At 59.8% G+C, this 19342-nt stretch carries 11 protein-coding genes; 4 read left to right on the plus strand and 7 right to left on the minus strand.

Annotation, left to right across the window (positions count from 1 at the left end; all coding sequences use genetic code 11):
• Nucleotides 1–21: 21 nt before the first annotated feature.
• From HMPREF2708_RS01450 to HMPREF2708_RS01475, 6 genes are all read right to left on the minus strand, one after another.
• Nucleotides 22–771: a succinate dehydrogenase/fumarate reductase iron-sulfur subunit gene (locus tag HMPREF2708_RS01450; protein ID WP_016421966.1), complete on the minus strand. Its 750-nt coding sequence runs from the start codon at nucleotides 769–771 to the stop codon at nucleotides 22–24.
• Nucleotides 771–2789: a fumarate reductase/succinate dehydrogenase flavoprotein subunit gene (locus HMPREF2708_RS01455; RefSeq protein WP_070831344.1), complete on the minus strand. Its 2019-nt coding sequence runs from the start codon at nucleotides 2787–2789 to the stop codon at nucleotides 771–773. Before HMPREF2708_RS01455 ends, HMPREF2708_RS01450 begins: the two co-directional genes overlap by 1 nt.
• Nucleotides 2790–2808: 19 nt before the next feature.
• Complete coding sequence (locus HMPREF2708_RS01460) at nucleotides 2809–3549, minus strand: succinate dehydrogenase cytochrome b subunit (RefSeq protein WP_070831346.1); 741 nt, start codon at nucleotides 3547–3549, stop codon at nucleotides 2809–2811.
• A gap of 416 nt (nucleotides 3550–3965) precedes the next feature.
• Nucleotides 3966–6359, minus strand: coding sequence for a glycoside hydrolase family 65 protein (locus HMPREF2708_RS01465; protein ID WP_371326287.1), 2394 nt, complete (start codon nucleotides 6357–6359; stop codon nucleotides 3966–3968).
• 308 nt (nucleotides 6360–6667) lie between these two features.
• Nucleotides 6668–7441, minus strand: a complete 774-nt coding sequence (locus HMPREF2708_RS01470; protein WP_070831351.1) for an HAD family hydrolase — start codon at nucleotides 7439–7441, stop codon at nucleotides 6668–6670.
• Nucleotides 7442–7813: 372 nt separating this feature from the next.
• Nucleotides 7814–10024: a malate synthase G gene (locus HMPREF2708_RS01475; RefSeq protein ID WP_070831353.1), complete on the minus strand. Its 2211-nt coding sequence runs from the start codon at nucleotides 10022–10024 to the stop codon at nucleotides 7814–7816.
• Nucleotides 10025–11040: 1016 nt separating this feature from the next.
• Between HMPREF2708_RS01475 and aceA the strand changes: the two genes are divergently transcribed.
• A complete protein-coding gene (aceA, locus tag HMPREF2708_RS01480) occupies nucleotides 11041–12333 on the plus strand; it encodes an isocitrate lyase (protein WP_005511364.1) in 1293 nt (430 codons plus the stop codon).
• A 214-nt stretch (nucleotides 12334–12547) separates the two neighbouring features.
• Nucleotides 12548–13972 (plus strand): acetate metabolism transcriptional regulator RamB, encoded by a 1425-nt coding sequence (ramB, locus tag HMPREF2708_RS01485; protein ID WP_070831464.1) that lies wholly within the window; start codon nucleotides 12548–12550, stop codon nucleotides 13970–13972.
• 213 nt (nucleotides 13973–14185) lie between these two features.
• Here the strand turns inward: ramB and lpdA are convergent, their stop codons facing one another.
• The gene (lpdA, locus tag HMPREF2708_RS01490) at nucleotides 14186–15601 is read right to left on the minus strand and encodes a dihydrolipoyl dehydrogenase (protein ID WP_070831356.1); all 1416 of its coding nucleotides are present in this window, start codon (nucleotides 15599–15601) and stop codon (nucleotides 14186–14188) included.
• Between the two features lie 82 nt (nucleotides 15602–15683).
• Between lpdA and HMPREF2708_RS01495 the strand changes: the two genes are divergently transcribed.
• The gene (locus tag HMPREF2708_RS01495; RefSeq protein WP_083321829.1) at nucleotides 15684–17858 is read left to right on the plus strand and encodes a prolyl oligopeptidase family serine peptidase; all 2175 of its coding nucleotides are present in this window, start codon (nucleotides 15684–15686) and stop codon (nucleotides 17856–17858) included.
• A gap of 10 nt (nucleotides 17859–17868) precedes the next feature.
• The gene (locus tag HMPREF2708_RS01500) at nucleotides 17869–19329 is read left to right on the plus strand and encodes a M1 family metallopeptidase (RefSeq protein ID WP_070831359.1); all 1461 of its coding nucleotides are present in this window, start codon (nucleotides 17869–17871) and stop codon (nucleotides 19327–19329) included.
• Nucleotides 19330–19342 lie beyond the last annotated feature (13 nt).

The following is a 19342-nucleotide window of genomic DNA, read 5'->3' on the forward strand; positions in this document are numbered from 1 at the left end:
AAACTCTAATCGAGAAAGAGTTTAGTCGTCCTTACCGCGGAAGAACGAACGAGCTCGTTCCTTGGTAACGGCGGCAACCGCAGTCAGCGGGATACCTGCCGGGCAGACGTCAGCACATTCACCATAGAGGGAGCACGGACCGAAGGTGCCTTCGACCTCGTCAACCATCTTGCGGGCTCGCTTGCCACGCTCTTCCTTACCCAGCGGGACCAGGGAGAGGTGAACCAGCTTTGCGCCGGTGAACAGGTGTGCAGCACCGTTCGGGCAAGCTGCGACACAAGCACCACAGCCGATGCAGGCTGCGTGGTCAAGTGCGAACTCAGCGGTCTCGTGGTTCAGGTGCAGAGTATCTGCATCCGGAGCGGTACCAGCGTTGATGGAGACGTAGCCACCCTGCTCGAGGACACGGTCCAGAGCGGAGCGGTCAACGACCATGTCCTTGATGACCGGGTATGCGGCGGAGCGCATCGGCTCGATCTTCAGGGTGTCACCATCGCTGAACTGGTGCAGACGCTGCTGACAGGTCGGGGTGTTCTGGCCCGGGCCGTGCGGACGACCGTTGACGTTCAGACCACAGGTACCACAGATACCCTCACGGCAGTCAGATGCGAACGCGAACGGCTCCTTGCCGGACTCGACGTACTTGGAGTTGACGTGGTCAAGCAGCTCCAGAATCGACATCTCTGCGACGGCGTCGTCAACGTCAACGGATTCAAAGTGTCCCTCGACGTTCGGACCTGCTTGGCGCCAGATTTCAAGGTGCAGTTTCATTACTTGTAGTTCCTTGTCATGAGCGGGACGGCTTCGAAGGTGAGCGGCTCGGCGTGGCGAATGAATTCGTGACCGGACAGATCCCATGCAGGACCATTGTTGCCTCGCTCCCATGCGGAAACGAAGCACCAGTTCGCGTCATCGCGCTCCGCCTCGCCATCTTCGGAGATGTGGTCATCGCGGTAGTGAGCACCGCAGGACTCATCGCGGTCGAGGGCGTCGACACACATGAGCTCACCGAGGTCGATGTAGTCAGCAACGCGGTTAGCGTACTCGAGCTGCTGGTTCATCTCATTCGGCTCACCCGGGATAAACAGGTCAGACCAGAATGCCTTACGCAGTTCGCGGATCTCCTCGATACCGCGAGCCAGGTCTTCCTTGTTACGGGCCACACCACAGTCGCGGTAGAGAATCTCACCGAGCTGGCGGTGGAAGTACTCAGCGCCGTGCTTACCCTGGATACTCATCAGCTTGTCCAGGCGAGCCTGAGCGCGGTCCAGTGCTTCCTTGGCCTCCGGGGCATCCTCAGCCAGGCGGTCGGTACCGAGCAGCGGGCCTAGGTAGTTCGGAATGGTGAACGGAAGGGTGAACCAACCGTCGACCGAACCGGACAGCAGGGAGTTTGCACCCAGGCGGTTTGCACCGTGGTAGGTCCAGGATGCCTCGCCACCGGTGAACAGGCCCGGGATGGAGGTCATCTGGTTGAAGTCAGACCACAGGCCACCCATGGTGAAGTGGCAGGTCGGAGCAATACGCATCGGGACCTTGTACGGATCCTCACCGATCGCCTCTTCGTACATCTGAATCAGGTTCGAGTAGCGTTCCTTGATGACCGGCTGGCCCAGGCGCTCAATTGCATCACGCAGATCCAGGTAGACGGAGTTCTTCAGCGGGCCAACACCGTAGCCGGCGTTAATCTGCTGAGAGTTGGCACGGGAAGCGACGTCACGCGGGACGAGGTTACCGAATGCCGGGTAGCGACGCTCCAGGAAGTAGTCGCGCTCGTCCTCCGGGATGTCGTTGGCCGGGCGCTCGTCGCCCTTCTTCTTCGGGGTCCAAATACGTGCGTCGTTACGCAGGGACTCGGACATCAGAATGGTCTTGGACTGCCAGTGCGCGTTGACCGGAAGACCGGTCGGGTGGAACTGGATGAAGGACGGGGATGCGAAGTAAGCACCCTGGTCGTATGCACGCATGATGGCCGAAGCGTTGGAGTTCTTGGCCAGCGTGGACATGTGGTAGACGTTGCCGTAACCACCGGTAGCCAGAATAACTGCGTGAGCAGTGTGAACGGTCAGCTCACCAGTGATCAGGTTACGCATGATGGCACCCTGGCAACGGCCGTCGGCGACGATGATGTCAACCAGCTCGTTGTGGGTGAAGATCTCGACGTTGCCGAGACCAATCTGACGCTGCAGAGCCGAGGTAGTCGACAGCTGCAGCTGCTGACCCGTCTGACCACGGGTGTAGTACGTACGGGAGACCTGCACACCACCGAAGGAACGGGTTGCCAGGGTACCGCCGTACTCGCGAGCGAACGGAGCACCAATTGCATTCAGGTGGTCGATGACGCGGACGGACTCGACAGCCAGACGCCAGCAGTCGTTCTCACGGCAGCGGTAGTCGCCGCCCTTAACGGTGTCCTTGACGTGGCGGTAAGCGCCGTCGTTGTCGACCTTCTTACCTCGAGCGGAGTTGACACCACCCTGTGCAGCAATGGAGTGCGCACGGCGCGGAGCGTCGTGGTAGGTGAAAACCTGCACGTCGTAACCGAGCTCGCCGAGGGCAGCAGCGGCAGCGCCGCCAGCCAGGCCGGTACCGACGACCATGACGCGGAACTTACGACGGTTCAGCGGCGAAACCAGGTTGGCGTGATCCTTCTGGTACTGCCAGTGGTCCTTCATGGAGACCTTGTCACCCGGGGAGTTATCGGACAGAACCTTGCCGATCTTGACCCCGTCGACAGCGCTTTCCGGCGCGCGGAAGTCCGCAGCGACGGTTGCTTCAGTGTTAGTCATAGTAAATTTCCTCCTCGACCTACGAGACCAGACCGGTCAGGACGGCGACTGGGATGAAGATGTTGCCGACAACAACCAGCAGCGGCAGCAGGCCGGACAGGAACAGAAGAACCTTGCGCCAGCGCTTACCGGTGATACCGAGGTCGGAAGTAGCAGTCCACAGACCGTGGGACAGGTGCAGCAGCAGAGCGAGCTGCGCAATGATGTACCAAACAACAACACCCGGACGCGAGAAGGACGCAATCACGTTCTGGTATGCCTCACCGTGCTCGAAAGAAGACGGAGCAACGCCAGCACCGATGGTCAGGTCCAGCAGGTGGAAGATGATGAAAGCCAGCAGCACAATGCCAGTGACCACCATCGAACGCGCAGTAAAGGTGTTCCAGCTGGACACCATTCCCTGACGGCGGAACTTGCCGCGGGACTGCTTAGCACGTGCAGCCAGGGTGAGGCCACCGAAAATGTGCAGGACAATAGCTACCAGCAGGACAATGCGGAAAATCCACAGAATGCCTTCGTTCGGAACTGCCGGAGCACCGACAGTGCGCAGGAAGGTCGCGTATGCGTTGAAGTCTTCCGCGCCAGCGAAAATTTTCAGGTTACCCAGCATGTGGACAATAACGAAGAGGCCAAACAGCACGCCAGTGACGGCCATGGTCAGCTTCAGAGCCCATGAGGGGTATTTAGGCTGCTCGCGCAGCGGTTCTACATTAATTTTGCCGTGCGCGATTGCGTCACGGTTTGAACTTTTAACAGTCATGGCACCTCCAGTGTCATATTCACTCTAAAGTCACACAGCGCCTGGTAAACATTTTTCCCCCTTTTGGGTGGGGATTTTCACAGGTTACCTAGGTCTTTTCTCCGCCTTTTCTCAGGTTATCGCATTTTAGCCACTTCTGACGTCGTCACTGTATAAATCCCCTTCCCCGCCATAAAAACGCCCCTACCCCGACTTTTGCCGATTTTTCACCTGCCCAAACCGGCTAATAACGCAACATAAATAGCACGAAAATAAAAAACCGCCCACTTTTCTCAGGTGGACGGTTTTAATACTCAATAATTATGTTGCGAAATTCTTTATTTTTACCCCTGCCGAATTCCCCAAAGAACCCAAACAGCCGCCCCCAACAGGCAATCCCCCCCCCATTGGCACCGTGTACAGCCGAAGCCGTCCGACTAATCCTCGCTCTGATCCGAGTTCGCCATCACCACGGTCAACGGCTCCGGACCAATAATCACCTCATGGCCCGCGACCATAATCGGCCCAACCTGGTGGTCGCCCTCCTCCAGGACGACTTCCACCGTGCGGCCACGCACCGTCACCCGGATACGACAACCATGAATAGTGACTCGGTACGTCAGACCACTCCAGCCTTCCGGCAGACGCGGATCAATACTGTAGCGGCCATCGTGGTCACGGAAACCACCGAAGCCATAGACCAGGGACTGCCACACTCCACCGGCAGATGCCACGTGGACACCATCGGCAGCGTTGCCATGCAGGTTCGCCAGGTCCACATAGAGTCCGCGGAGGAAGAAGTCCATCGCCTGCTCCTGCAAACCCAACTCGGCCGCAACAATGGACTGCACAACGGCGGACAGCGAGGAATCACCAGTGGTGAGCGGATCGTAATACATGTAGTCTGCGCGCTTTTGTTCCGTCGTAAAGCGATTGCCCATGAGGAACAGTGCAAGGACGACGTCCGCCTGCTTAATGACCTGGTGACGGTAAATCGTCAGCGGGTGGTAATGCAGCAGCAGGGGGCGCAGCGGCCCAACCTCGGGATTGTCGAGATTCCAGCGCTTACGCAGCAGGAACTGATCATCCTGAGGGTGAATGCCGAGCTTCTCATCGAACGGGATGTACATCGCCTCAGCGGCCTGCTCCCACTCTTCAATCTCGCGCTCGGTAAGGTCGAAGCGGTTGGTCAGTTCACGATAGGCGGCAGGGCGATCACGCTTCATCTGCCTGACGACGTCCGCAGCAACCCGCAGGTTATACTGCGCCATCACGTTGGTGTACAGGTTGTTGTTCACCACCGTGTTGTACTCATCTGGACCGGTGACGCTGTGAATCTGGAACTCTCGATGCTCGGCATCGAAGAATCCCAGCGACATCCAAAACCTGGCCGTGCCGAGCAGCAGATCCGTGCCCTCCTTGAGCAGGAACTCCTCGTCCCCGGAGGCGTAGACGTACTTCATCATTGCGTACACGATGTCCGCATCGATGTGGTACTGCGCCGTGCCGGCCTCAAAGTAGGCCGAGGACTCCTGACCATTGATGGTGCGCCAAGGGAAGAGGGCACCGTCGTGCGCCAGTTCGTCGGCACGCGCCCACGCGGCTTCGAGCATGTCCCAGCGGAAGCGCATGGCATTGCGCGAGAATTGTGGCGACGTATAGGTAAGGAATGGGGTCACGTAGATTTCCGTGTCCCAGAAGTAGTGGCCGCCGTAGCCGGTGCCGGTCATTCCCTTGGCCGGCACACCTTGGAATTCGGCACGAGCGGCAGCCTGGATAATCTGCCAAATGTTCCAGCGCACTGCCTGCTGAATCTCCGGCTGATTGTAAATGACCACGTCAGAGCGCTCCCAGAAGCGTTCGAGCCACTCCTCCTGGTTCTCCATCAGCCCCAACATGCCGATGCGGCCGACGCGGTTCAGTGTGCGTTCACAGCGGAATGCCAGCTCTTCGGCGCGCACCTTGCGGGAGGAGTGGTACGCGACCAGTTTCTCCAGGCGTATAACAGTGCCGACCGGCGCATCCAGGTTGAACAGGGAGCTGGCTACATCTGGCTCGGTCGACTGCGAAACCTCTACGAACGGCTCCGTGCCGTCGGGAGTGCGGACAGTAAAGGTGTGGTCCATGGAAGTGGCCACGGTCATACCGGAGTTCGCGCAGCGGTAGCCCAGCGTAGAGCGCTGCCCGCGCGCAGATTCCGATTGAAACGCCGGAATTAGCACGCGGTCTTCCAGAGCTTCAGCACGCCGCGGATCGAGGTCGGCGCCCTGAGCCTTCGCGGCATCGTGGTATTCATCCTCGCCATCCTGGCGGTTGAGAATCTGCGAGTTAATCATTACCGCCGCATCCGCGTCCAGCAGCTCGACTTCCAGGCTCATTGCTGCGACATGCTTTTCTTGGAAGGACACCATGCGCTCGGAGGTAACCCGGACATGCTTGCCTCCCGGTGTACGCCAGATGAACCGACGCCGCAGCACGCCCTCGCGGAAATCCAGGCTCCGTTCATAGTCGCTGACCTCGGCATTGCCGAGGCGTAGCGGCTCGTCATCAATATAGAGCCGCATTGCCTTAGCGTCCGGGGCGTTGGCAATTGTCTGCCCCTGGCGTGCCAGACCGTAGGCGTCCTCGGCGTGCTTGATTGGCCAGGTCTCGTGCAGACCGTTGATATAGGTACCGTGCTCGCTGGAATCGCGGCCCTCCGGCGGGTTGCCGCGCATACCGATATATCCGTTCGACAGCGCAAACAGCGTCTCGCCCAACCCGAGCGGGAGCCCCTGCGGTTTCGCTTCAATCAAGCGCCACTCATCGACCGGAGTGATGTCTCGGTCCATCAATCCTTCAGCATTTACCAGGTGATGATGCTTATCTGCGCGATCCGCCGGGAAACTGCGTCGTTGTTTACGCCGAACTGGAGACACCGCTTCCTCTTGCTGTTCAGCCTGTTCGGTCTCCTCATTGTGACCGCGCCCCTGTGGCATCGCACGTTCGGTCTCGTCGACAGCTTCAGTGGTCGAATCTTTGGCCATGGTGCCTTTCCGGTTCTCTCTCGGGGATCGACACCCAGGTTCGGGTGTTGTGCCCATTTATGCGGGTTGTTGTAATTCCAGTGGACTATTTCAGCCGGTATTCACGAGCCAGCCTAGACGAGTTCCGCCAAGTCACTGACCACAATGTCGGCGCCCGCTCGGCTCAGCGCTTCCGCACCAGCACCGCGGTCAACACCAATGACCAGACCAAACGCGCCGGCTGCACCCGCTTGCACACCACTGATGGCATCCTCGACCACCACAGCATCGCGCGGCGCCACCCCCAGGTTCTCCGCCGCGTATACGAAGGTGTCGGCCGCTGGCTTGCCTGACAGGTTGTTGTCGTGCGCCACGACGCCGTCAACTATCTCCACAAATCGCTCACGCAGGCCCGCTGCCGTCAGCACAGGCACGGCGTTCTTCGACGAACTGACTACTGCCAACTGCGGTTTTTCGCTTGCCGACGAGTCCCCTGCGGCCTTTAACGCATCGAGCAGTGCAACCGACCCAGGGTAGGCCTCAATTCCCTTGGCTACTCGAGCCAGGAAATCATCATTCTTACGCTTTCCGAGTCCCACTATTGTCTCGTCGTCCGCGGTGTCCTTATCGCTACCGTGTGGCAGTGAAATCCCCCGGGACTCCAGGATTGCCGCGATGCCCTCATCACGACGGCGACCATCGAGGTAGGTGAAGTAGTCCTCGTCCGAGTAGGACGTGACACCCCTGTGCTCGAAGTAGTCACTAAACATGTCCGCCCACGCCTGCTGGTGGACATCTGCAGTAGGAGTGATTACTCCATCGAGGTCGAACAGAACCGCACCGGCGTTGTGGAGGAAGTCCTTAGCCTTGGCAAGGTTGGTAACGCTATCTGTCACGGGATTGGTCATAGAATCGCAGCTCCTTGGGGCGTTTCAGACTGCATCTTCCCAATCAACGCTAGCAACGATGCCCCCGCCCCGCTTGAGAACATAGGTATCTCTAACACCCGCATCACTTACGCGATTGTTGAGAATCTCAATACTTCCCTGCGGGTTTAGCTACCACCCAGAAAAACCGCGCATAAAAAACTGCCGGTGTGTATGCATTGTTGGCGTTACCAATCAACCAACAAATACATACACACCGGCGGCTAGGGGCGGATATTTTGTTATTCCGGCTGGCCAATTACCGGGGATGCCTCGCACAATCTCGGGGCAACCGGCAAAGTAGCCAATCGGCACAGCACTGGTCAATCGCCACAGCGCTGGCCAGACCAGTATTTAGTCCTGGTCGATGCCCTCGCGCTTCTTGAACTCCAGGCGACGGCGGTGCAGGATCGGCTCGGTGTAACCGGACGGCTGGTTCACACCGTCGAGGATGAGCTCCTTGGCAGCCTGGAAACCAATGGACTTGTCGAAGTCCGGGGCCATCGGCAGGTATGCCTCATCGCCCTCGTTCTGGCGGTCAACGACCTCGGCCATACGCTGAAGCGAATCGATGATCTGCTCCTCGGTGACAACACCGTGCAGCAGCCAGTTAGCCAGAGTCTGGGAGGAAATACGCAGGGTAGCGCGGTCCTCCATCAGGTCAACATCGTTGATGTCCGGCACCTTGGAGCAGCCAACGCCCTGTTCAACCCAGCGGATAACGTAGCCCAGGATGGACTGGCAGTTGTTGTCCAACTCGTTAGCCTTGTCCTCATCGGACCAGTCAGCGCCCGGCTCGCCAGCCTTAGCTGCCGCTACCGGGATGGTGAGCAGGTCACCGAAGGTGTCGCGGCGACCGTCGGTAAGCAGCTTGTCCTGAACGCCGAAGACGTCAACCTCGTGGTAGTGGGTAGCGTGCAGCACACCACCAGTCGGGGACGGAACCCACGCGGTGGAAGCACCCTGCTTCGGCTGACCAATCTTCTGCTCCAGCAGCTCGGCCATCTGCTCGGTCATGGCCCACATGCCCTTACCGATCTGGGCCTTGCCCTGCAGGCCGTGTGCCAGACCGGCATCAACATTGTTGTCCTCGTAGGCCAGCATCCACGGAGCGGTCTTCTGGACAGCCTTGCGGAACATCGGACCAGCCTGGATGGAGGTGTGGATCTCATCACCAGTGCGGTCCATGAAGCCGGTGTTAATGAAGACCACGCGCTCGGAAACAGCCTTGATGGCGGCGTCCAGGTTGACGGAGGTACGACGCTCCTCGTCCATCAGGCCGACCTTCAGGGTGTTGTGCGGCAGACCCAGCAGCTTCTCAACGTCGGCGAACAGCTCGTTGGTGAATGCAGCCTCGTCCGGGCCGTGCTGCTTCGGCTTCACGATGTAGATGGAGCCGGTACGGGAGTTCTTACGTGCGTTATCCTGGTCCAGGCCCGGGATTGCACAAGCAGCGCTGATGACGGCATCCATGATGCCCTCGAAAATCTCCTCGCCATCGCGGTCGAGGATGGCCGGGTTCTGCATCAGGTGGCCGACGTTACGAACCAGGTTCAGGGAACGACCGTGCAGGGTGACCTCGGAACCGTCGAGAGCGGTGTAGGTGCGGTCGTCGTTGATGGTACGGGACAGCTTCTTGCCGCCGCGGGTGAACTCGACTGCGAGGTCACCGACGTTCAGGCCCAGCCAGTTGGTGTAACCCAGGGTCTTGTCGGCAGCGTCGACTGCGGCGACAGAGTCCTCGAGGTCCATGATGTTGGTGACAGCGGCTTCCAGGATGATGTCCTTGACACCAGCCTTGTCGGTCTTGCCGACCGGGGACTCCGGGTCAATCAGCAGCTGGATGTGCAGACCGTTGTGCTTGAAGTAAATGGACTCCGGTGCGTCCTTGTCGCCGGTGTAGCCGACCAGGGTCTCCGGCTCGCGCAGACCGGAGGTAGCGCCACCTTCCAGGGTTGCCTGCAGGTGACCGTCGACAATGTCATAAGAGGTGACGTCCGCGTGGGAACCGTCGACCAGCGGCAGAGCCTTGTCCAGGAAGTCACGACCCCATGCGATAACGCGGTCACCGCGAACCTTGTTGTAGCCCGGGGTGTCCTTCTCCGCACCACCATCTTCAGCAATAGCGTTGGTGCCGTACAGCGCGTCGTAAAGCGAGCCCCAGCGTGCGTTCGCAGCGTTGATGGCGAAACGGGCGTTGAGGACCGGCACAACCAGCTGTGGACCGGCGGTGGAGGTGATCTCGGTGTCGACGCCCTCGGTGGTGACCTGGAAGTCGCCCGGGTTGTCAACGAGGTAGCCGATTTCCTTCAGGAATGCGACGTACTCGTCCTGGTTCTGCTTACCCGGGTGCTCCTTGTACCAAGCGTCGAGCTTTTCCTGCAGTTCATCGCGCTTGGCCAGCAGCTCGCGGTTGCGCGGAGTGTACTTAGCGACAATGTCACCAAAGCCATCCCAGAACGCGTCCTTGTCCTCAATGCCGGCGGCGGGGAGTGCGGTGTCATTAACGAAGTCGTAAAGAACCTTCGCGACCTGCATTCCACCTGCCGAAATACGCTGTGCCATTGCTCTCCTCAAAACTATTGATTGCAATTTGCCCATCCAGTCACGGCCACGTCAGCGGCTCACACTGGATGCGTTGTTCCCCTACTGTATGTGATTCGGCGCACTTATGGACCGTCTTTTTTCATAACCCCCAACCGCCAGCCCGGTATAGCGCCGCTCACATTTGCCATTTCATTCGCTTTACGACGAATCCCCTCGCGAGCAAACCCCACCCCTCTCAAATGACCATTCGGGCATTCCATCTTGGGGCCACAAATCACTCTTCCCACCCGCGTTGACCGCGACACTCCTGCCGCCCTTTCCTCGACCACCGAACACCACACGCGACGAGAAAACCCTATCTCGCACAGAGCTTTACTGTTGTGACCTGCATCTCAAGGACCACCGACCAATCGCGCCGGAGCAGCACCCGCCTTCGAGCCACGCCACGAATGCGAGACGACAGCCGGAACTCTAGCCACTCCCCAGGGGGATTCAGTCGGGGTATTGGCGGCATGTTGGCGGTGTATTTAGAAGCCCGTTTCTGCTTCCACGGTCGCAATTTCGGGGGTAACTGACCACCCCCCTAAACTCCCAACAGTGTTAGCGACATAATTCGATATTTACCAAAATATAAATCACCCCAAAGTGGGGGGAGCGTTATTAGCGAGACCACCACAGAGAAATAACAGTACAAATGTACCGGCCGGTCACAGATGAAATTCACTAAACCCAAGCTACACATTGCAATGTTTGCAATCTTCGCAAGTGTTATTCGGGTTACATACTTGAATTCACACCCGAAGCTGCTTGACGAACTCAGGGCTATGCCCCAAAATGTGAAACATGGCACGCGGAAGCGGACATTGTTTTTGTCCACGTGTTTGCGTGCAGGGGTGCGGCACTTTCCTGCCGTCCCCTGCATTCAAGTGACACCGCGGTCACTATCGGGTCAGCATGTAGATCGGTTCTGTCGGAATTGTTCTTAAGTCAGCACCCGGAGTTCGAAAAGCAAGCAAAAGGAAGTGACTCCGTTTATGTCTAACGTTGGTAAGGCACGTACCGCCGCCGAAATCCAGAAGGATTGGGACGAGAACCCGCGCTGGGAAGGTATCACCCGCGACTACACCGCTGAGCAGGTTGCTGAGCTCCAGGGCACCGTCGTCGAGGAGAACACCCTCGCTCGCCGTGGCGCCGAGATCCTGTGGGAAGGCGTCAACGTTAAGGACGACTCCTACATCAACGCTCTGGGCGCACTGACCGGCAACATGGCCGTTCAGCAGGCTCGCGCTGGCCTGAAGGCCGTCTACCTCTCCGGTTGGCAGGTTGCTGGTGACGCTAACCTCTCCGGCCACACCTACCCGGACCAGTCCCTGTACCCGGCCAACTCCGTGCCGAACGTCGTTCGTCGCATCAACAACGCTCTGCTCCGCGCAGACGAGATCGCTCGCATCGAGGGCGACGACTCCGTCGACAACTGGCTGCTGCCGATCGTCGCTGACGGTGAGGCTGGCTTCGGTGGCGCTCTGAACGTCTACGAGCTGCAGAAGGCCATGATCAACGCTGGTGCCGCTGGTACCCACTGGGAGGACCAGCTCGCTTCTGAGAAGAAGTGTGGCCACCTGGGCGGCAAGGTCCTGATTCCGACCCAGCAGCACATCCGTACCCTGACCTCTGCTCGCCTGGCTGCTGACGTCTCCAACACCCCGACCGTCATCATCGCCCGCACCGACGCTGAGGCCGCCACCCTCATCACCTCTGACGTTGATGAGCGCGACCAGAAGTTCATCACCGGCGACCGCACCTCTGAGGGCTTCTACCACCTCCAGAACGGCCTGGAGCCGTGCATCGATCGTGCGAAGTCCTACGCTCCGTACGCTGACATGATTTGGATGGAGACCGGTACTCCGGACCTCGAGCTGGCTAAGAAGTTCGCTGAGGGCGTCAAGGCTGAGTACCCGGACCAGCTCCTGGCTTACAACTGCTCCCCGTCCTTCAACTGGTCCGCTCACCTCGAGAAGGACGAGATCGCCAAGTTCCAGAACGAGCTGGGCAAGATGGGCTTCAAGTTCCAGTTCATTACCCTGGCTGGCTTCCACGCCCTGAACTACGGCATGTTCGACCTGGCTTACGGCTACGCTCGCGAGCAGATGTCCGCATTCGTCGACCTGCAGAACCGCGAGTTCGAGGCTGCCGAGAAGCGCGGCTTCACTGCTGTCAAGCACCAGCGCGAGGTTGGCGCTGGCTACTTCGACCGCATCGCCACCACCGTCGACCCGAACTCCTCCACCACCGCCCTGAAGGGCTCCACCGAGGAGGGCCAGTTCTAAGTCACTCGGCTTAGGGCTTGGGTCAAGGACCTAACTTCAACACCCAGCGAGGGTTGCACTTGCAGCCACCGCTGGGTGTTTTTGTGTGTTCATCGACGTGTCGGCTCCGCGCCGTCGTGAAGCGTGCCAGAGAACCTGAGCGCCTACACACCTAAGCAAAGGTTGCAACGGCTTTCTACACAAATTCAGCAAAGTCCGCGATATGCTGGGCAGTATGTCGAAAACCTATGTCGGATCTCGCCTCCGCCAGCTACGCCGCGAGCGCGACCTCAGCCAGGCCGCGCTCGCGCAGGCGTTGGGCCTCTCGGCTAGTTATGTCAACCAGATCGAGCACGACGTCCGCCCACTAACAGTCCCTGTTCTGCTTCGTATCACGGACACATTCGGCGTTGATGCGACTTTCTTCTCCCGCGATGATGACTCCCGCCTCCTCGCCGAAGTTCAGGACGTGGTGATGGACAAGGAGATCGCCAAGTCCCCCATGGACCTGCAGGAAATCTCGGAGATGGTCCGCGACCACCCCGACATCGCCCGCATCATGGTGGATATCCACCGCCGCTACCGCAACGTCACCGACAAACTCTCCCTGGCCACCGAGGAGCGCAACTTCGGCAACAGCACCGACACCGCCTCCGGCTCACAGGCGCTGACCATGCCACACGAGGAAGTCCGCGACTACTTCTACGCCCGCCAGAACTACATCGCTTCGGTCGACACCGCCGCCGAGGAGCTGGCTCGCGAGCTCCGCATCGCCGACGAGACCACCGATGTGGTCTCTGTGCTGGCCGACAGGCTGTCCAACGACCATGGGATTCGGATTGCGCTGGAATCGTCGTTAGGCGATGTGCAGCACAGCCTTGATCGGCGGACGAAGACGCTCTACCTCGCGCGCCACCTCTCGCCGGGGCAACGGGCCTTCCGCATGGCCACGGAGCTGGGGTTTTTGGAGCAGGGCGAAACCATTTCCGAGGCCGTCGCGTCCGGGCATTTCATGTCGGAGGAGTCGCGGAAGCTGGCGCAGCGCGGAGTCGCGACGTACTATGCGGCGGCGCTGATTCTGCCGTATGAGTCGTTCCATGCGATGGCTGAGTCGAAACGCTACGACATCGAGCTGTTGTCGCGCACGTATGGAGTCGGCTACGAGACCATCTGCCACCGACTGTCCACGATGCAACGCCCCAGCCTGCGCGGTATCCCGTGGACATTCGTGCGCGTCGACCGCGCGGGCAACATGTCCAAACGCCAATCCGCCACGGGCTTCCACTTCACGCATTCGGGCGGTACCTGTCCACTGTGGAACGTCTACGAGACCTTCTCCTATCCCGGCAAAGTCATGCGACAGGTCGCACTCATGCCGGATGGTCGGCCCTACATGTGGATCTCGCGGACCGTGGAACATCACGCGGCACGTTTCGGCAAGCCAGGTAAGGTTTTTGCCATAGGTTTGGGCTGTGAGGCCCGTCATGCTGAGCGCACCGTGTACGCCGATGGTCTCGATCTCGCGGACCTCGACGCCGCCACTCCGATCGGTGCCGGCTGCAGGGTCTGCTCCCGCGAGGCATGCCCGCAGCGCGCGTTCCCGCCGATTCATCGGGATATCGACATCAACATGCACCGCTCCACCGTCTCACCGTACTAATTCGCTTTACGACGGGCGCAGGGTCGGCCTGTTTGCGGGGGGCTTGGTTTGCGGAGGATGCCTCAAAGAAGAAGACCCCAAAAAGAAAGTGCTTAAGTTTATGACACTTTCGCACCGATTTTCACGGTCAAACTGTCATAAACTTAAGCACTAACTCGTATCTGCCTGAGCCGGGACCAGCGAAAACTGGCCCTAGGCCAAAGCCACAACCTCTTACAGGTTAATCATCTTGCCCATAACGCCCTCGGCTGCTTCCTTCATAGCCTCGGACATAGTCGGGTGGATGTGGACGGCGCGGCCGATTTCCTCAGTGGTCAGCTCGTACTTCTCAGCCAGGACCAGCTGCGGCATGAGCTCGGAAACGTTAGCGCCCACCATGTGGCCACCCAGCAGCTCGCCGTATTCGGCATCTGCAATGAGCTTCACGAAACCAACCGGCTCCGCCAGACCCTGCGCCTTACCGTTTGCAGAGAACGGGAAGGTGGAGACCTTAATCTCGCGACCGTTCTCCTCTGCCCACTTCTTGGCCTGCGCCTCGGTCTTACCGAAGGAAGCGACCTGAGGGTTGCAGAAGGTTGCGCGCGGCATCATGAGGTAATCCGGGATGGTCTCGGTCTCGTGTCCCGCCATGTGCTCAGCTGCAATAACGCCCTGTGCCTCAGCGACGTGTGCCAGCTGCAGCTTCATGGTGACGTCACCGATGGCGTAGATGTTGTCGACGTTGGTGCGCATGTACTCGTCGATGACAATCTCGCCGCGCTCGCCCAACTCAACACCAGCCTTGTCCAGGCCGATACCCTCGGTGCGCGGTGCGAAGCCGATGGAGACCATAACGCGGTCGACGGTCAGAGTCTGCTCGTCGCCGCCATCCTTGGCCTCGACCTTGACCTCAACCGAGTCACCATTGTCCACGATGGAGGTGGTCTTGTGCCCGGTCATGAGCTTGACGCCCAACTTCTTGTATTCCTTGGCAATAACCTTGGAGACGTCTGCGTCCTCGTTCGGCAGAACGTTGTCCATGAACTCGACGATGGTGACATCCACGCCGTAGTTAGCCAAGACGTATGCGAACTCCATACCGATGGCGCCAGCGCCGACGATAACCATGGAGTCCGGCAGCTCGTCGGAGAGAATCTGCTCTTCGTAGGAAACGATGTTGCCGCCGACCTCAACGCCCGGCAGGGAACGGACGACAGAGCCGGTCGCAATAATCGCCTTATCGAAGGTAATTTCCTTGCCCTTGTCATCGCCATCAGTGATGGCCATGGAGGTCGGACCAGTGAATTCACCGAAACCGTTGATTTCGGTGATCTTGTTCTTCTTCATCAGGAAATGAACACCCTTGACAATGCCCGCGGACACCTTGCGCGAACGCGCGTGTGCGGCACCGAAGTCAAAGGAGACATCGCCGGAGATACCGAAGGTCTTAGCCTCATGGTTGAAAATGTGCGCCACCTCGGCGTTCTTCAACAGAGACTTGGATGGGATACAGCCAACGTTGAGGCAGACTCCGCCCCAGTATTGCTTCTCCACCACAGCGGTCTTCAGACCCAGCTGGGATGCACGGATTGCTGCGACGTATCCACCAGGACCGCCGCCGAGTACTACAAGATCAAAATGTTCAGCCACGTGCACAAGTCTACGCACGACTTGCCTTTACTTCACGCGCGAGTCCCGGTTTTACCTACTGCTGTCGGCTACGGTGGTGGGCATGGGCACCGACACGGACACCGACTTGGGCAACAATTTCTCCTTCCTCTCCACTGACCTTGTCCCCGATTGGCTGGACGATATCGATGGCTCCCAGGCGCTGGCGTGGGCTCGCGCGCAGTCGGAGGCCAGCGTCGCAGGCGTCGATTCGCTTGCCGACGACACCAGCGAACGCACCAACCTGGAACAACGCATCCTGACTGCGCTCAACACCGATGCCCGGATCGCATACCCTGTGCGGCGCGGCGAGTACCTCTATAACTTCTGGCGGGATGCCGAGCATCCGCGGGGTCTGTGGCGGCGCACCTCGTTGCAGAGCTATCTGGCTGGCCAGGAAGATCCGCAGGCGACCGAGTGGGAAGTGCTGGTTGACCTCGATGAGCTGGCGAAAGCCGAGGGAGAAAACTGGGTCTGGAAGGGCACGGTGTGTCGTTATCCGGATTACGACCGCGCGTTAATTCTGCTCTCTCGCGGCGGCGCCGATGCCACCGTGGTGCGGGAGTTTGACCTCGCCAACTGCACTTTTGTGGAGGATGAGCCGTTCTACCTCCCGGAGGCGAAGTCCGATGTCTGTTGGTTGGGCCGTGACGAGATTCTCGTTGGCAGCGACTTTGGTCCGGGGTCGCTGACGGATTCGGGCTACCCCCGGCAGGTGCGTAGGTGGCGGCGCGGCATGCCGTCGTCAAGCGCGGATGTGATCTTCTCGGGCCACAGTGATGATGTGGCCGTGGGCGGCTGGTTCGACGCGACGGAGGGTTTCGAGCGGCTGTTTGTCGAGCGTGCGCATGATTTTTATAATTCCCAACGGTTCGTGGCAGCGGAACGCCCGGGCAAGTTGGCGACGCAGCAGAATGGGGACTTTTCACTGCAGATTCTGGAGGTGCCGCAGGACTGTCGGATGAGTGTCCATAGGCAGTGGCTGGTGCTGATGCCGCGCACGGAGTTCAATGGCATTCCGGCTGGTGGCGTGGCTGTTGTGGAGCTAGAAAAGTGGCTGGCGGGCTCGCGTGAGGTGGAGGTGATTTTCACCCCGGATGCGCACACGTCGTTCCAGCAGCTCGCGTGGACGAAGAACTTCCTGGTGCTGACACTGTTGGAGGATGTCGCGACGAAGTTGGTTGTCTTGCGGGAGGGCTCGTGGGAGCCGGTGGAGGCCTTCGGCGAGTTACCTGCACAGGCCACTGTGAGCGTGATTGATACGGCCTCTGAACGCGATGATGAGGTTTGGTTGGTGTCGACCTCGGCAACACAGCCGGCAACTCTCTGGTACGGGCAAGTCGGCAGCCCGCTCACGGAAGTGCGGCGTGCTCCGGCGCTCTTCGACAGTGAGGGGATGGAGACTCGCCAGCACTGGGCGACCTCGGCCGATGGCACGCGCATTCCGTATCGCATCACCGGCCGCTTCGGCGCGGAGGCGGGCGCTGGTACAGGTGCTGGCACAGGCGCGGAGACAACCACAGACGCCCCCACTCCGAACCCAGCCCCAACCCTCGTGCACGCCTACGGCGGTTTCGAGGTCTCGCTGGTCCCGCAGTACTCGGCGATTCGTGGCCTGACCTGGCTCGAGCGCGGCGGTTACTTCGTGGAGGCCAACCTGCGTGGCGGTGGCGAATTCGGGCCGACCTGGCACTCCTCGGTGGTCAAGACTGAGCGGATGAGGGTCTATGAGGATCATCAGGCCGTGCTGCGCGACCTTGTTGCACGTGGCTACTGCACGCGTGAACAGCTGGGTGTGCGCGGTGGTTCCAACGGCGGCCTGCTGACCGCTGTCTGCCTCACCTCCTACCCGGAGTTGGTGGGCGCAGTGGTGTCCCAGGTGCCGCTGGCGGACATGATGCGCTATCACAGGCTGTCCGCGGGAGCCTCCTGGATGGCCGAATATGGAAACCCGGACGACCCCACCGAGCGGGCTGCGATTGCGCAGTATTCGCCGGTCCAGCGCGTCGTCAAGCGAGAGCAGCGCGCCTACCCGCCAGCGTTGATTACGACTTCTACCAGGGACGACCGTGTCCACCCGGCGCATGCGCGGAGCCTGGCGTGGCTGCTGGAAGAGGCGGGACAGCCGGTGGACTATCACGAAAATACCGAGGGAGGGCACGCCGGTGCGGCGGATAATTCGCAGGTCGCGTTCGTCGAGGCGCTCATATCTACGTGGCTGTGGAACAAGCTGAAGTAAGGTAACAGCCGTGAGTAGCGCTGATTTCACTAATCCTTATACCGGTATTGCGTTCAACCTGGGTTTCCGGGTGAACAAATACGAGCTGGACCTCGATTATCGGGTCGGGCCAAATCGTCTGAAGGCGACGGCGACTCTGCACATCGAGATCAACGCCTGGACCTCGCACATCACGCTCGACTTTGCGGATGCGCTGGGGGCCGATTCGGTGGATGCGATTTCCGATTCGCAGGCACACTCAATCGATGTGAAGCGCTGGCGCCATTCGGGACGCAAGCTGCGCGTCACCTTCGACCGCGAGTTGGCTCCCGACGAGACGCTGCGGCTGATTGTCACTTACTCGGGCACGCCACGTCCGGTGCGCTCGAAGTGGGGTGAAATTGGCTGGGAGGAATTGGAAAACGGTGCGCTCGTGGCATCGCAGCCGGTGGGCGCGGCGTCGTGGTACCCCTGCGATGACGATCCCGAGGTCAAGGCATTCTACGAGTTCACGATGGTCACCGACGCTCCCTACGAGGTCGTCGCACCAGGGCTTGCCGACGCTCCGGTAAACGTGGGCGGATCGCGCCGCCGCTGGCGGTTTGTCACCGAGGAGCCCATGGCCTCCTACCTGGCCACCATCAATGTCGGCCAGTTTAAGAAGGTCGAGCTGCCGTGTGAAACCTCGACTGTGGTGGCGTGGGTGCCCTCTGAGCTGGTGGCCAATGCTCGCCATGACTTCCGCGATCAGGGGCGCATGCTCGATGAGTTCGCCAAGCTCTTTGGCCCCTACCCGTTCCGCGAGTACCAGGTGGTCATTTGTGAGGACGACCTGGAGATCCCCATTGAGGCTCAGGGGCTTTCCATCTTCGGTGCCAACCACGCCGACGGCAAGGACACGTGGAATCGACTGATTGCCCACGAGTTGTCGCACCAGTGGTTCGGCAACAGCGTTGGCATTTCACAGTGGCGCGATATCTGGCTCAACGAGGGGTTTGCCTGCTACTCCGAGTGGGTGTGGTCCGAGGTCAGCGGTGGTGCCAGCGCGGATGTGCACGCCCGCAAGCACTACCTGGACCTGCTTGAGGAAGACCAGGACATCGTCATCGCCAACCCAGGGCCAAAGCTGATGTTCGACGACCGTCTGTACAAGCGCGGCGCGCTGACTGTGCACGCTCTGCGTCTGCTGCTGGGTGACGAGGTGTTCTTTGACCTGGTGCGCAAGTGGACCACCACTAACCGCCACAGTGTGGTCGATGCAGTGGACTTCCGCGCACTGGCCAACCGCGTGTGCCGTGAGCGTGGCATCACCACCTCGCACCTGGATGTCATCTTTGATTCCTGGCTGTCACGCAGCTCCTTGCCAAACTTCCCCGCTGACCCGACGCGCTCCCCTGCTGACCAGGGCATCGACGATAATGGTGCTCCAATCGTGGACGAGAAGCTGGCTGCTCAGTTTGCAAAGCTCGGCTACTCGAAGGCCAAGGACTAGAGAGCTAGAGGCA

This window comes from Corynebacterium sp. HMSC073H12 (assembly GCF_001837775.1).
Lineage (GTDB): Bacteria > Actinomycetota > Actinomycetes > Mycobacteriales > Mycobacteriaceae > Corynebacterium > Corynebacterium amycolatum.